Source organism: Paracidovorax citrulli, assembly GCF_900100305.1.
Taxonomy (GTDB): domain Bacteria; phylum Pseudomonadota; class Gammaproteobacteria; order Burkholderiales; family Burkholderiaceae_C; genus Paracidovorax; species Paracidovorax citrulli.
Map to the genome: position 1 here is coordinate 1 of NZ_FNEY01000035.1, position 13,073 is coordinate 13,073.

Genomic DNA, 13,073 nt, shown 5'->3' on the forward strand with positions numbered 1-13,073 from the left:
TCGCGCTGGAGCTGCACACCTTCGAGTGGGCCAGCTGCGACTACTACCTCGCGCACGGGCAGATGATGCCCGACGACTGGAAGGAGCAGCTCAAGGGCATGGACGCGCTCTTCTTCGGCGCCGTGGGCTGGCCGGCCACCGTGCCCGACCACGTCTCGCTGTGGGGCTCGCTGCTGAAGTTCCGCCGCGAGTTCGACCAGTACATCAACCTGCGGCCCGTGCGCCTGTTCGAGGGCGTGCCGTGCCCGCTGGCGGGCCGCAAGCCCGGGGACATCGACTACTACGTGGTGCGCGAGAACACCGAGGGCGAGTACACGTCGCTGGGCGGCATCATGTACGAGGGCACGGACCGCGAGATCGTGATCCAGGAGTCGGTGTATTCGCGCAAGGGCGCCGAGCGGCTGCTGAAGTTCGCGTTCGATCTCGCGCAGAGCCGCCCGAAGAAGCACGTGACGCTGGCCACCAAGAGCAACGGCATCGCCATCAGCATGCCGTGGTGGGACCGGCGGGCCGACGAGGTGGCCAGACAGTATCCCGGCATCACGCTGGACAAGCAGCACATCGACATCCTGACGGCGCGCTTCGTGCTGCAGCCGGGGCGCTTCGACGTGGTGGCGGCGACGAACCTGTTCGGCGACATCCTGTCGGACCTGGGGCCGGCGACGACGGGCACGATCGGGCTGGCGCCGTCGGCGAACCTGAACCCGGAGCGCACGTTCCCGAGCCTGTTCGAGCCGGTGCACGGCTCGGCGCCGGACATCTACGGCAGGAACATCGCCAACCCGATCGCGATGGTGTGGTCGGGGGCGCTGATGCTGGACTTCCTGACGCAGGGCCAGGGGGCGGGGCGGCAGGCGCACGATGCGATCGTGGCGGCCATCGAGCAGGTGATCCAGAGCGGGCCGAAGACGCCGGACCTGGGCGGCACGGCCAGCACCACGCAGGTGGGCGAAGCCATCGCGGCGGCCATCGCCCGGAGCTGACCAGTGGGGCCGAGCGCCGGCCACGCGACCCCACGCGCGCAAGGCGGGCGGCAGCCCGATAAACTGGCCGCTTCCCCACAGTGTCTCCCTGCCGGCATGCGATCGAACGCCCTGTTGCGCCCCCTGGTCCTCCTGAGTGCTGCGGCTCTGGCCGCCTGCGGCAGCGCGCCGCCTGCCGCCCCTTCCGCCGCGCCCGCCCAGGCCGCTGCCGCTCCGTCGCCGGCCCCCATCAAGGTGGGCATCGCGCTGGGCGGCGGTGCGGCCAAGGGTTTCGCGCACATCGGCGTCATCAAGATGCTGGAGGCCAACGGCCTGGCACCCGCCGTGGTGGCCGGCACCAGCGCGGGCAGCGTGGTGGGCGCGCTGTATGCGAGCGGCATGAACGCCTTCGAGCTGCAAGAAAAGGCCGTGGCGCTCGACGAGGCGAAGATCCGCGACCTGCAGCTGTCCTCCGGCGGACTCGTGCTCGGCCAGAAACTCGAAGACTATGTGAACGCGCAGGTCCGCAACCGGCCCATCGAGCAGCTGGCCAAGCCCTTCGCCGCCGTGGCCACGCGGCTGGAGGACGGCGAGCGGACGGTGTTCACGCGCGGCAATACCGGGCAGGCGGTGCGCGCTTCCAGCAGCATACCGGGCGTCTTCCAGCCCGTGGCGGCCGGCAAATACCATTTCGTGGACGGCGGCGTGGTCAGTCCGGTGCCGGTGGACGCGGCGCGCCAGCTGGGGGCCGACATCGTGGTCGCCGTGGACATCTCCAACAAGGCGCGCGGCCAGGCGCCCGCCGACATGCTGGGCACCCTGGGCCAGTCGATCGCGATCATGGGCCAGAAGCTCGGCCAGGCCGAACTCGCGCGGGCCGACGTGGTCGTGCGCCCGCAGGTGCTGGACATCGGCGCGGCCGACTTCACGCAGCGCGCCGGCGCCATCCTGGAGGGCGAGAAAGCCGCCCTCGCCGCCATGCCGCAGATCCGCGAGCGCGTGGCGCAGCTGCAGGCAGCGCGCGCCGAGGCCACGCGGCTCGCGCAACAGAAAGCCGCCGAGGCGCAGCACCAGGCCTGCCTGGAGCAGCGCTCGCGCCTGCAGAAGCTCGCGGGGCTGGCGGGGTTGGACGGCTCCTGCCCCGCCGCGGCCCCCTGACGCCGACATTTGCGCCCGCCTCCTACGGCGGCCCCATCGGCGCGCACGTATGGTGCCGCCATGTCCCCCGGCAGCGATATCCCCGCCCGTCTCGATCGGCTTCCCTGGTCCGCCTGGCACTGGCGCGTGGTGATCGCGCTGGGCATCGCCTGGGTGCTCGACGGGCTGGAAGTGACCATCGTCGGCTCCCTGGGCAGCGCGCTGGAGCGCCCCGACACGCTGGGGCTGACGGCGTCGCAGGTGGGCTGGACGGCCTCGCTGTACGTGGCCGGCGCGGTGATCGGTGCCCTCGTGTTCGGCCGCATGGCGGACGCGCTGGGGCGCAAGCGCCTCTTCATGCTGACCCTGACGGTGTACATGGTGGCGACCGTGGCCACGGCCTTCACCAGCAGTTTCGCCGCGTTCGCGGTGTGCCGCTTCCTGACGGGCATCGGCATCGGCGGTGAATACGCGGCGATCAATTCCGCCATCGACGAACTCATTCCCGCACGGGTGCGCGGCCGCGTGAACCTGGCCATCAACGGCAGTTTCTGGCTGGGCGCGGCCCTGGGGGCCGCCCTGAGCCTGGTGCTGCTGGACGCGCGCGTGCTGGGCCCGGAGTACGGCTGGCGGGCCGCCTTCCTCATGGGCGCTCTGCTGGGCGCCGCCGTGCTGCTGGTGCGACGGCACGTGCCGGAAAGCCCGCGCTGGCTGATCACCCACGGCCGCGCCGACGAGGCCGAACGCATCGTGGCGGACATCGAGCGCGGCGTGCATGGCACAACGAATCCGCGCCCAGCCGGGCCCGCGGCCGCGGCCGCCCCCGCCATGCCCCGCGCGACCCCGGAAGTCCCGGCCGGCGCGGCTGGCCCGGCAGAACCGCCTGGCCGCCGCACGCTGCCCTCCGCGTCGCAGGTGGTCCAGGTGCTGCTGCGCCGCTACCCGGAGCGCAGCGCCGTGGTGCTGGCGCTGATGGTGTCGCAGGCGTTCTTCTACAACGCGATCTTCTTCACCTACGCGCTGGTGCTGACGCGCTTCTACGGCGTGGACGCCAGCCGGGTGGGCCTCTACATCTTCCCCTTCGCCGCCGGGAACGTGCTGGGCCCGCTGCTGCTGGGGCCCCTCTTCGACCGCATCGGGCGGCGCGTGATGATTACCGCCACCTATGCGCTCGCGGGCATCGCGCTTGCGCTCACCGGCCTGGGCTTCATGAACGGCTGGCTGGATGCGACCACGCAGACCGTGGCCTGGTCGGTGGTGTTCTTCCTGGCCTCGGCCGCCGCGAGTTCCGCGTACCTCACCGTGAGCGAGGTGTTCCCGCTGGAGATGCGCGCGCTGGCGATTTCCCTCTTCTACGCCGTGGGCACCGGCGTGGGCGGTTTCGCGGCCCCGGCCCTGTTCGGCGCGCTGATCGATACCGGCAGCCGGGAGAACGTGTTCATGGGTTACCTGCTCGGCGCGGCGCTGGTGCTGCTGGCGGCGGGCGTGACGTGGCGCTGGGCGGTGGATGCGGAGCGGAAATCGCTGGAAGAGATCGCGCCGCCGCTGGGAAGCGACGGCAACGGTGATTCGTTGAATCGCCGTTGATGCGTCGTTGCCGGCGCACTCCCGTCTCCGCGCCCCGGCCGCCCTGCCCTGCAGTCACTTGCCCGTCTCCCTCAGGCATTCCACCAGCGCCTCCGTCACCGCCGTGCCCTCCTGCCCCCGCATCCGGATGATCCCCACCGGCGGCAGCTCCACCGGCACGGGCAGCCTGAGCACCGCCAGCAGGCCCTGCTGCGCGAAATGCCTTGCCACGGTGCCCGCCATGAAGGCGACGGCGCCGCGCTGGTGGACGAAGGTGATCTGCGACAGGAACGAGGCCGATTCGACGATGTCGGCGGGCGGGTGCAGGCCGTGGGCAAAGAACTGCTGCTCCAGCTTCACGCGCAGCGAGGCCCAGGGCGGGGGCAGCACGCAGGGCTGTGCGGCGATGTCGGACCAGCGGGGCTGGCGCCTGCGGGCCAGGGGATGGCCGGGGCGCACGACGGCGACCATGGGGTCGTCGTAGAGTGCCTCGGTTTCCAGGTCGGGCGAGGCATATCCGGGCTCCAGGCGGCCGACGAACAGGTCGAGCTCGCCCAGCCGCAGCCTGGGCAGCAGGCGGGTGAGGTCGCCCTCCTCGATGAGGACGGTCACGTGGGGCGAGCGCGCCTTGAGCCGCTCCACGGCCTGCGCGAGCAGCACCGGGGTGGCGGCCACCATGGCGCCCACGCTGGTGCGGCCGCGGGCGCCGCTGGCCTCGGCGGCGATCTCGTCGCGCGTGCGCTCGTAGCCGGCGAGCACGGAACGCGCGAAGCGCACCACGCTCGCGCCCGCGGCGGTGGGCTCGGTGCCGCGGGTGGAGCGCTCGAACAGGGGCAGGCCGAACATGCGCTCGATCTCGGCCAGCGTCTTGGAGACGGCAGGCTGCGTGACGGAGAGGAACTCCGCCGCGCGGCCGACGTGGCGGAACTGGTCGAGCGCGACCAGCATCTGCAGGTGCCTCAGCTTGAGGTTGGAACGCAGCACGCGATCGATCCTGGGCATTTTCCGGACATTCCTTGGAGGTTATGAAGGCAGTCCGTATTTTCATTGGATTGGCATGTCCCGCTTCTGAACAATGGAGGCAGCCCTCACCCACGATAAAGAAACAGGAGACATATCCCATGCAGACCCCACGCTGCGGCCGGCGCCAGCTCGTTCTGGGCGCCCTCGGCACCGCCACGCTCGCCCTCGCCTCCGCGCCCGCCCGCCTGCTGGCGCAGGGCGCGTATCCCGACCGCCCCATCACGTTCATCTGCCCCTGGCCCGCCGGCGGCACGGCCGACCAGTCGATGCGCACGCTGTGCACGGTGGCGGGCCGCGTGCTCGGCCAACCGATCGCGGTGGAGAACCGCGCGGGCGCCTCCGGCATGATCGGCTCCAAGGCCCTGGCCACCGCGAAGCCGGACGGCTACACGATCGGGCAGATCCCGATCTCGGTCACGCGCTTCTCGCAGCTGGGCACTTTGCAGGCCGATCCGCGCAAGGACTTCACGTACATCGCCCGCACCTCGGGCCAGACCTTCGGCATCGCGGTGCCGGCGAACTCGCCGTTCAAGACGCTCAAGGACTTCGTGGATTACGCGAAGGCCCATCCGGGCAAGGTGACGTATGCGCATGCGGGCGTGGGCGGCGCCACGCACGTGGGCATGGAGGAATTCGCCAGCGTGGCGGGCATCCAGTTGAACCACGTGCCCTACAAGGGCGGCGCCGAAGCGCTGCAGGGCGTGCTGGGCGGCCATGTGGATGCGCTGGCCGACTCCAGTTCGTGGGCGCCGCATGTGGAAGCCGGCAAGCTGTGCCTGCTGGCCACCTGGGGCGAACAGCGCACGGCACGGTTCAAGGACGTGCCGACGCTGCGCGAGCTGGGCTGGGACGTGGTGGTGGATGCCCCCAACGGCATCGGCGCGCCGAAAGGACTGGACCCGGCCGTCGCGGCGAAACTGCGCGACGCGTTCCGCCAGGCCGTGGCCAGCCCCGAGTTCAAGGCGGTGGCCGACAAGCTGGATGCCCCCGTGCTCTACCTGGACGGCCCCGACTACGAAAAATACGTGAACACCGTCTATGCCAAGGAAACGGTGCTCATCGACAAGCTGAAACTGCGAGAGCTGATGAAGGGGTGAATCCCCGCCCGGCCGCGCCGGCGTCCGCGGCCTCGCCGCTGCGCGAGGTCCGGGCGAGGCATGCCCACACATCCCACGCACACGCCCTACCCCATGATGAAAGCCCCGCATGCCCAGCCTTGACAGTCCGCTGCTGCACCTGCATCCCAATGACAACGTGTTCGTCGCCAAGGCGGCGCTGGCGCTGGGGCAGGAGATTCCCGAACTGGGGGTGCGGGTACGCGCGCAGGTGCCGCCGGGGCACAAGATCGCAGCGCGGCGCATCGCGCGGGGCGAGCAGGTGAAGAAGTACGACACGGTGATCGGCGTGGCGACGCGCGACCTGGAGCCGGGCGAGTACGTGCACAGCCACAACCTGGAGATCGTGGACCATTACCGCGACCCGGCGTTCTGCGCGGATGTCCGGCCGGTCCATTACGTGCCCGAGGCCGAGCGCGCGACCTTCCAGGGTTTCGTGCGCGCGGATGGCTCCGTGGGCACGCGTAACTTCATCGGCATCCTGTCGTCGGTCAATTGCTCCGCCACGGTCATCAAGCAGATCGCCGCGCATTTCACGCAGGAGCGGATGCGCGCATTCCCCCACGTGGATGGCGTGGTGGCGTTCGCGCAGACCAGCGGCTGCGGCATGTCCTCGCCCAGCGAGCATTTCGACGTGCTGCGCCGCACGATCGCGGGCTATGCCCGGCACCCGAACCTGGCCGGCGTGCTGATCGTGGGCCTGGGCTGCGAGCGCAACCAGGTGGACGGGCTGGTCGAATCCCAGGGCCTGGAGCGCGGCCGGCTGATGCGCACGCTGGTGATGCAGGACGTGGGCGGCACGCGGGCGACCATCGCTGCCGGCATCGCGGCGATCGAGGAGATGCTGCCGGCCGCCAACGAGGCGCGCCGCAGCACGGTGCCCGCCAGCCACCTGAAGATCGGGCTCGAATGCGGCGGATCGGACGGCTTCTCCGGCATCACGGCCAACCCGGCGCTGGGCGCGGCGATGGACGTGCTCGTGCGCCATGGCGGCACCGCCATCCTGTCGGAAACGCCGGAAATCCACGGCGTGGAGTTCATGCTCACGCGCCGCGCCATCAGCCCCGCTGTGGGCCAGAAGCTGCTGGACCGCCTGGCCTGGTGGGAGCGCTACGCGGCCGGGCAGAACGCGCAGTTCAACGGCGTGGTGGGCCACGGCAACCAGGCCGGCGGCCTGGCGAACATCTTCGAGAAATCGCTGGGCAGCGCGATGAAAGGTGGCACCACGCCGCTGCGCGCCGTGTACGAATACGCCGAGCGCATCGACGAGAGCGGTTTCGTGTTCATGGATTCGCCGGGTTACGACCCGGTCGCCGCCACGGGACAGATCGCGAGCGGCGCGCAGCTGATCTGCTTCACCACCGGGCGCGGCTCGATGTTCGGCAGCAAGCCGGCACCGACCATCAAGCTGGCCAGCAACACGCCCATGTACCGGCGCCTGGAGGAGGACATGGACATCAACTGCGGCGTGATCCTGGACGGCGAACTGACGGTGCCCGAGATGGGCGAGCGCATCTTCGCGCAGATCCTGCGGCACGCGAGCGGCGAGGCGACCAAGAGCGAGCTGCTGGGCCTGGGCGACCACGAGTTCGTGCCCTGGCACCTGGGTATCGTGAGCTGAGCCCCGGTTCCGAGGCGGTGCGGTGCGGTTCTGCCCGACGTTCCGGCCCGCACGCGCTGCCATGCAGGCACCAGCGCGACACCCGGCCTTTACCGCCGGATGCGGCACCGCTATGGTTTCCGGCAGCCACCGCTGCCTTTCGTTTTCCTTGCGCGACATGACCATTTCCTCTTCTTCACCCATTTCTTCCCTCTCCGCTGCCCGCCCGCTGGTGCGAAGCCAGCTCTGCATTGCCGGCCGTTGGCAGGCCGCCGCCAGCGGCGCCACCTTCGCCGTCACCGATCCGGCCACGGGCGAGACGATCGCGCGCGTGCCCGACGGCGGCGCCGAGGACGCGCGCGCCGCCACCGATGCCGCCCACGCGGCCTTCGCCACCTGGCGCCACGTGCCGGCCAAGCAGCGCGCGGCCCTGATCAAGCGCTGGAACGATCTCGTCCTGGCCCACCAGGAAGGGCTCGGCGCGCTCATCTCGCTGGAACAGGGCAAGCCGCTGGCCGAGGGCAAGGGCGAGGTGGCCTATGCCGCGAGCTACATCGAGTGGTTCGGCGAAGAGGCCACGCGCATGAACGGCGAGGTGATTCCCGCGCCCGTGCCGGGCCGGCGCATGTTCGCCCTCAAGGAGCCCGTGGGCGTGGTGGCCGCGATCACGCCCTGGAATTTTCCCGCCGCGATGATCGCGCGCAAGATCGCCCCCGCGCTCGCCGCCGGCTGCACGGTGGTCTGCAAGCCCGCGGAAGACACGCCGCTCACCTCGCTCGCGCTCGTGGCGCTGGCCGAAGAAGCGGGCATTCCGCCCGGCGTGCTGAACATCGTCACCGCCTCGCGCGAGCACACGCCCGCGGTGGTGGATGCGTGGCTCGACGATTCCCGCGTGCGCAAGATCACCTTCACAGGCTCCACGCCCGTGGGCAAGCACCTGGCGCGGCGCAGTGCCGATACGCTCAAGAAGCTCTCGCTGGAACTCGGCGGCAACGCGCCCTTCATCGTGTTCGAGGATGCCGACGTGGATGCGGCGGTGGACGGCTTCATGGCCGCGAAGTTCAGGAACGGCGGGCAGACCTGCGTGTGCCCCAACCGCGTGTTCGTGCACCGCGCCGTGCACGACGCATTCGCCCAGAAGCTCGCCGCGCGCGTGCAGGCCCTGCACGTGGGCCCGGCGACGGACCCGGCCTCGCAGATCGGCCCGATGATCAACGCGCGCGCCGTCGAGAAGATCGAACGCCATGTGCAGGATGCCGTCGCGCGCGGCGCGGCGGTGCTCACCGGCGGCAGGCGCCTGGATGCGCTGGGCGCCCACTACTACGCGCCCACCGTGCTCACGGGCGCGGATGCCAGCATGGCCTGCGCCTGCGAGGAAACCTTCGGCCCGGTGGCGCCGCTCACGGTCTTCGACAGCGAAAAGGAAGTGATCGCCGCCGCCAACGACACGCCCTTCGGCCTGGCCGCGTACTTCTACAGCAACGACGTGCGCCGCATCTGGCGCGTGGCCGATGCGCTGGAGAGCGGCATCGTCGGCATCAACGAAGGCGCGCTCGCGGCCGAGGCCGCACCGTTCGGCGGCGTGAAGGAATCCGGCTACGGCCGCGAGGGCTCCACCCACGGCCTGGACGATTACCTGCACACCAAGTACCTTTGCCAGGGCGGGCTCGACTGATGCCCACCCGCTCCCCGCATTCGACCGGAAACCCACCGATGCCCGCACACAACCCCTTCAAAGCGGCCCTCGCCGCCCGCCAGCCGCAGATCGGCCTCTGGCTCTCCATGGCCGATCCCTACCTCGCCGAGGCGGCCGCGACCACTGGCTACGACTGGCTGCTGATCGACGGCGAGCATGCGCCCAACGACCTGCGCAGCACCCTCGGCGCGCTGCAGGCCGTGGCGCCCTACCCTTCGCAACCCGTGGTGCGCATCGCCGAAGGCAGCACGGCCCTCATCAAGCAGGTGCTGGACATCGGTGCGCGTACGCTGCTGGTGCCGATGGTGGACACGCCCGAACAGGCCCGCGCCATCGCCGCCGCCACGCAGTACCCGCCGCATGGCATCCGGGGCGTGGGCAGCGCCGTCGGCCGCGTGTCGCAATGGAGCGGCCGGGCGGACTACCTGGCCGTGGCCGACGACGAGGTCTGCCTGCTGGTGCAGGCCGAGACGGTGACCGCACTGCGCAACCTGCCCGCGATCTGCGCGGTGGAGGGCGTGCACGGCATCTTCATCGGGCCGGCGGATCTGGCGGCCTCCATGGGCCACCGCGGCAACCCCGGCCACCCGGAAGTGCAGGCCGCGATCGAGGACGCCATGCGCACCATCGTCGCGAGCGGCAAGGCCGCGGGCACGCTGACCTCGGACCCGGCCCTGGCACAGCGCTACCTGGATCTGGGCTGCACTTTTGTGGCGGTGGGTGTGGATGTGCTGATGTTCGTGGGCGCGGCGCGAAAGCTGCGTGCTCAGTTCAGCGGGGCGGGTGATACGGTGTCTGCAAAACCCAACGCGGCCTATTGATCGAAGCCTGGAACGAATGGCCCGGCCTGCGAAAGGCGCCATGGTCGGGATACAGCCGTCACCGGAGTACCAACGCTGATCACGCGGAATTCCTCGTTTCCGCCATCCATCTCGCGCCGACCCTGCGGCGCCCCGGTGTCAGCTGCCCGCCACCTTCATGCGATTGACCAGCACCGAACCCACGGTCTTGGCACCGTAGTTGTAGGCGTCCGCGCCCACGGCCTCGATGCCGAGGAACATGTCCTTGAGGTTGCCCGCGATGGTGATCTCGTGCACGGGGAAGGCGATCTCGCCGTTCTCCACCCAGAAACCGCTGGCGCCGCGGGAATAGTCGCCGGTCACGTAGTTCACGCCCTGACCCATGAGCTCGATCACGAACAGGCCCGTGCCGAGCTTCTTCAGCATGGCGTCCAGGTCGTCGCCTGGCTGCGTGAGGCGCGAGGTGAGCGCGAGGTTGTGCGAGCCCCCGGCGTTGCCGGTGGTCTTCATGCCGAGCTTGCGGGCGGAGTAGCTGCTGAGGAAGTAGCCCTGCACCTCGCCGGCATCCACCACCTTGCGCGGGGCCACGCGCACGCCCTCCTCGTCGAAGGGCGAGCTGCCCTTGCCGCGCGCGACGAACGGGTCCTCGTCGATGTCGATGTGGTCCGGGAAGACCCGGCGGCCCAGCGAGTCGAGCAGGAAGCTGCTCTTGCGGTAGAGCGCCCCGCCGCTCACGGCCTGGGTGAAGCCGCCGAGCAGGCCCGCGGCCAGCGGTGATTCGAACAGCACCGGGCATTCGGTGGTGGGGATCTTGCGGCTGCCCAGGCGGCTCAGGGCGCGCTCGGCCGCGTAGCGGCCCACGGCGGCGGGCGAGGACAGCTCGGCCGCGTCGCGCATGGACGAATACCACGCGTCGCGCTGCATCTCGGCATTGCGGCCCGGCAGCGAGGCGATGGGCGCCACCGAGATGCTGTGGCGCGAGCTGGCGTACCCCCCGCGGAAGCCGTGGGTGTGCGCGCTGAAGAAGTGGCTCTGCTGGGCCGAGACGGCGGCGCCTTCGCTGTTGGTGATGCGGCGGTGCGTGCGCAGGGCGGCGTCCTCGCACTCGAGCGCGATGCGGGCGGCCTCTTCGCTGGTGATGGCCCAGGGATGGAACAGGTCCAGCTCGCGGTGCGTGCCGGGCGCGGCCACGTCCGCCACGTCGGGCAGGCCGGCCACCGGGTCTTCGGCGGTGAAGCGGGCGATGTCGTAGGCGGCCTGCACGGTCTGCTCGATGGCGCGCTCGGAGAAGTCGGACGTGCTGGCGTTGCCCCGGCGGTTGCCCACGTACACGGTGATGCCCAGCGACTTGTCGCGGTTGCGCTCCACCGTCTCCAGTTCGCCCTTGCGCACGCTCACCGACAGGCCGAAGCCCTCGGATGCCTCGGCGCCCGCATCGGTGGCGCCCAGGCGCAGCGCGTGGGCCAGGGCCCGGTCCACCAGTTCCTCGAACACGCCGCGGCTGTAGCTGAAGCCGTTGCCGGCATCGCCGCCGGCAGGGGCGGACGCGGAAGCGCAGGAGCGGGCGGAGGAGGTGGCAGCGGCGGTGGCTGCGGTACGGGGGCGGGTGGTCTTCATATCGCCGGCTATGATACTTGCCGCCTTCCGCCCCCGCCCAGGGCCTCTTTTTGTCCCCTCTCCCATGTCCCGCAAACCCAAAAAAGGCTATTTCGTGAAGGGCCATTTCGTCGCCGAAGGCAGCGAACTGGACCTGCAGCTCAAGGCCGAGCTCAAAGGCACGACCGAAGCCAGCCGCACCGACCTCAAGCGCGAGAGCGACGCGCTGCAGCAGCTCGGCCAGGACCTGCTGACGCTGCGCAGCGACCTGCAGGCGCGCCTGCAGTTGCCCGACAAGCTGCAGGACGCGCTGGCCGAGGCGCGGCGCATCACCAACTTCGAGGGCAAGCGCCGGCAGATGCAGTACGTGGGCAAGCTGATGCGCCAGCTCGATCCCTCGATGGTGGTGGCTGCGCGCGCCGCGCTGGACGAGCAGCACAACGGCTCGGCCACGGAAAAGCTCGCGCTGCACGAAGCCGAGCAGTGGCGAGAGCGCCTGATCGCCGACGACAGCGCCCTGCCGCTCTGGATGGAGCGCTTCCCGCGCACCGACACCCAGCAACTGCGTGCGCTGATCCGGCAGGCCCGCAAGGACGCGCCGGAGGGCAAGGAAGCCAACGTACAGGCGTCCCAGGGCCTCGCGCCGCGCAAGGGACGCGCCTACCGGGAGCTGTTCCAGCTGGTGCGCACGCAGATGGACGAAGCCGCCCTGCATGCCCGCCACGAAGAAGCCGAACGCGATGCATGATGGGGAACACCCCCCTGAGCGGCTGCGCCGCTTCCCCCCGCTCTCGCCATGCCGCGCACGGCGGGCGGGAGGACGACGCCAGTGGCCGGGCAAAGCCCGCTCCACGGCGCCTGCTGGCCTGGCCTGCTCCGCGGCCCTCTGACGGATGAGGCCGCGGTGAGCGATATGCCGCGCCCTGGAAGCAATGCAATGAACGAAGCACCTGGATTTTCCCTTCCCGCGCCCGAGCCGGTGCGCATCGGCATCGTGTCGGTGAGCGACCGCGCGAGCCGCGGCGTCTATGAGGACAAGGGCCTGCCCGCGCTGCGGCAGTGGCTGGAGCGGGCGCTGCACAACCCGGTGCATTTCGAGGAGCGGCTCATCCCCGACGAGCAGGAGCGCATCAGTGCCACGCTCATCGATCTGGTGGACGGCGCGGGCTGCCACCTGGTGCTGACCACCGGCGGCACGGGCCCCGCACCGCGCGACGTGACCCCCGAGGCCACGCTGGCCATCGCGCACCGCGAAATGCCAGGCTTCGGCGAGCAGATGCGGCAGATCAGCCTGCGCTTCGTGCCCACGGCCATCCTCTCGCGACAGGTGGCGGTGATCCGCCACGGCAGCCTGGTCATCAACCTGCCGGGGCAACCCAAGGCCATCGCGGAGACGCTCGAAGGGCTGAAGGACGAACAGGGAACAACGATCGTCCCGGGCATCTTCGCGGCCGTGCCCTACTGCATCGACCTGATCGGCGGCCCCTACCTGGAGACGCGCGAGGCGGTGTGCAATGCGTTCAGGCCCAAGGACGCACGCAGGCCCGCACGGCCGCAGTGAACCCTGGAACCAGCGCG

Annotated in this window: 11 protein-coding genes; 9 read left to right on the forward strand and 2 right to left on the reverse strand. The window is 70.5% G+C overall.

Annotated elements, in window-relative coordinates:
- The 3 genes from BLR99_RS18940 to BLR99_RS18950 form a co-directional block, all read left to right on the forward strand.
- The coding region (locus BLR99_RS18940) for a tartrate dehydrogenase (protein ID WP_074687439.1) at positions 1-983 on the forward strand (983 nt) is incomplete at its 5' end.
- A 96-nt stretch (positions 984-1,079) separates the two neighbouring features.
- Positions 1,080-2,120 carry a patatin-like phospholipase family protein gene (locus tag BLR99_RS18945; protein ID WP_011795208.1) on the forward strand — a complete coding sequence of 347 codons (1,041 nt, stop codon included), beginning with the start codon at positions 1,080-1,082 and terminating at the stop codon, positions 2,118-2,120.
- 60 nt (positions 2,121-2,180) lie between these two features.
- On the forward strand, positions 2,181-3,686 hold the full coding sequence (locus BLR99_RS18950; RefSeq protein WP_011795207.1) for an MFS transporter: 1,506 nt from the start codon (positions 2,181-2,183) through the stop codon (positions 3,684-3,686).
- Positions 3,687-3,740: 54 nt separating this feature from the next.
- On the opposite strand, the gene BLR99_RS18955 is transcribed toward BLR99_RS18950, so the two are convergent.
- The gene (locus BLR99_RS18955; protein ID WP_011795206.1) at positions 3,741-4,667 is read right to left on the reverse strand and encodes a LysR substrate-binding domain-containing protein; all 927 of its coding nucleotides are present in this window, start codon (positions 4,665-4,667) and stop codon (positions 3,741-3,743) included.
- 119 nt (positions 4,668-4,786) lie between these two features.
- Here BLR99_RS18955 and BLR99_RS18960 point away from each other — a divergent pair, with 119 nt between their 5' ends.
- The 4 genes from BLR99_RS18960 (at position 4,787) to hpaI (ending at position 9,920) form a co-directional block, all read left to right on the forward strand.
- The gene (locus BLR99_RS18960; protein ID WP_011795205.1) at positions 4,787-5,785 is read left to right on the forward strand and encodes a Bug family tripartite tricarboxylate transporter substrate binding protein; all 999 of its coding nucleotides are present in this window, start codon (positions 4,787-4,789) and stop codon (positions 5,783-5,785) included.
- Positions 5,786-5,894: 109 nt separating this feature from the next.
- Complete coding sequence (locus tag BLR99_RS18965) at positions 5,895-7,424, forward strand: UxaA family hydrolase (protein WP_011795204.1); 1,530 nt, start codon at positions 5,895-5,897, stop codon at positions 7,422-7,424.
- A 157-nt stretch (positions 7,425-7,581) separates the two neighbouring features.
- Positions 7,582-9,078, forward strand: coding sequence for an NAD-dependent succinate-semialdehyde dehydrogenase (locus BLR99_RS18970; protein WP_011795203.1), 1,497 nt, complete (start codon positions 7,582-7,584; stop codon positions 9,076-9,078).
- Between the two features lie 38 nt (positions 9,079-9,116).
- Positions 9,117-9,920 carry a 4-hydroxy-2-oxoheptanedioate aldolase gene (hpaI, locus tag BLR99_RS18975; protein WP_041827359.1) on the forward strand — a complete coding sequence of 268 codons (804 nt, stop codon included), beginning with the start codon at positions 9,117-9,119 and terminating at the stop codon, positions 9,918-9,920.
- 138 nt (positions 9,921-10,058) lie between these two features.
- Here hpaI and pmbA read toward each other — a convergent pair whose 3' ends face one another.
- Positions 10,059-11,516, reverse strand: coding sequence for a metalloprotease PmbA (gene pmbA, locus BLR99_RS18980; RefSeq protein WP_011795201.1), 1,458 nt, complete (start codon positions 11,514-11,516; stop codon positions 10,059-10,061).
- Between the two features lie 64 nt (positions 11,517-11,580).
- Between pmbA and yjgA the strand changes: the two genes are divergently transcribed.
- Together yjgA and mog are read left to right on the forward strand one after the other, a co-directional pair.
- The gene (gene yjgA, locus BLR99_RS18985; protein ID WP_011795200.1) at positions 11,581-12,243 is read left to right on the forward strand and encodes a ribosome biogenesis factor YjgA; all 663 of its coding nucleotides are present in this window, start codon (positions 11,581-11,583) and stop codon (positions 12,241-12,243) included.
- Positions 12,244-12,432: 189 nt separating this feature from the next.
- Positions 12,433-13,056, forward strand: coding sequence for a molybdopterin adenylyltransferase (mog, locus tag BLR99_RS18990; protein WP_017438565.1), 624 nt, complete (start codon positions 12,433-12,435; stop codon positions 13,054-13,056).
- Positions 13,057-13,073: the final 17 nt, after the last annotated feature.

What these genes read in the sequence shown, in the direction of transcription:
- BLR99_RS18945 (WP_011795208.1), top strand. Translation starts at nt 1,080, where the DNA reads ATGCGATCGAACGCCCTGTTGCGCCCCCTGGTCCTCCTGAGTGCTGCG.
- BLR99_RS18950 (WP_011795207.1), top strand. Translation starts at nt 2,181, where the DNA reads ATGTCCCCCGGCAGCGATATCCCCGCCCGTCTCGATCGGCTTCCCTGG.
- BLR99_RS18955 (WP_011795206.1), bottom strand. Translation starts at nt 4,667, where the DNA reads ATGCCCAGGATCGATCGCGTGCTGCGTTCCAACCTCAAGCTGAGGCAC.
- BLR99_RS18960 (WP_011795205.1), top strand. Translation starts at nt 4,787, where the DNA reads ATGCAGACCCCACGCTGCGGCCGGCGCCAGCTCGTTCTGGGCGCCCTC.
- BLR99_RS18965 (WP_011795204.1), top strand. Translation starts at nt 5,895, where the DNA reads ATGCCCAGCCTTGACAGTCCGCTGCTGCACCTGCATCCCAATGACAAC.
- BLR99_RS18970 (WP_011795203.1), top strand. Translation starts at nt 7,582, where the DNA reads ATGACCATTTCCTCTTCTTCACCCATTTCTTCCCTCTCCGCTGCCCGC.
- hpaI (WP_041827359.1), top strand. Translation starts at nt 9,117, where the DNA reads ATGCCCGCACACAACCCCTTCAAAGCGGCCCTCGCCGCCCGCCAGCCG.
- pmbA (WP_011795201.1), bottom strand. Translation starts at nt 11,516, where the DNA reads ATGAAGACCACCCGCCCCCGTACCGCAGCCACCGCCGCTGCCACCTCC.
- yjgA (WP_011795200.1), top strand. Translation starts at nt 11,581, where the DNA reads ATGTCCCGCAAACCCAAAAAAGGCTATTTCGTGAAGGGCCATTTCGTC.
- mog (WP_017438565.1), top strand. Translation starts at nt 12,433, where the DNA reads ATGAACGAAGCACCTGGATTTTCCCTTCCCGCGCCCGAGCCGGTGCGC.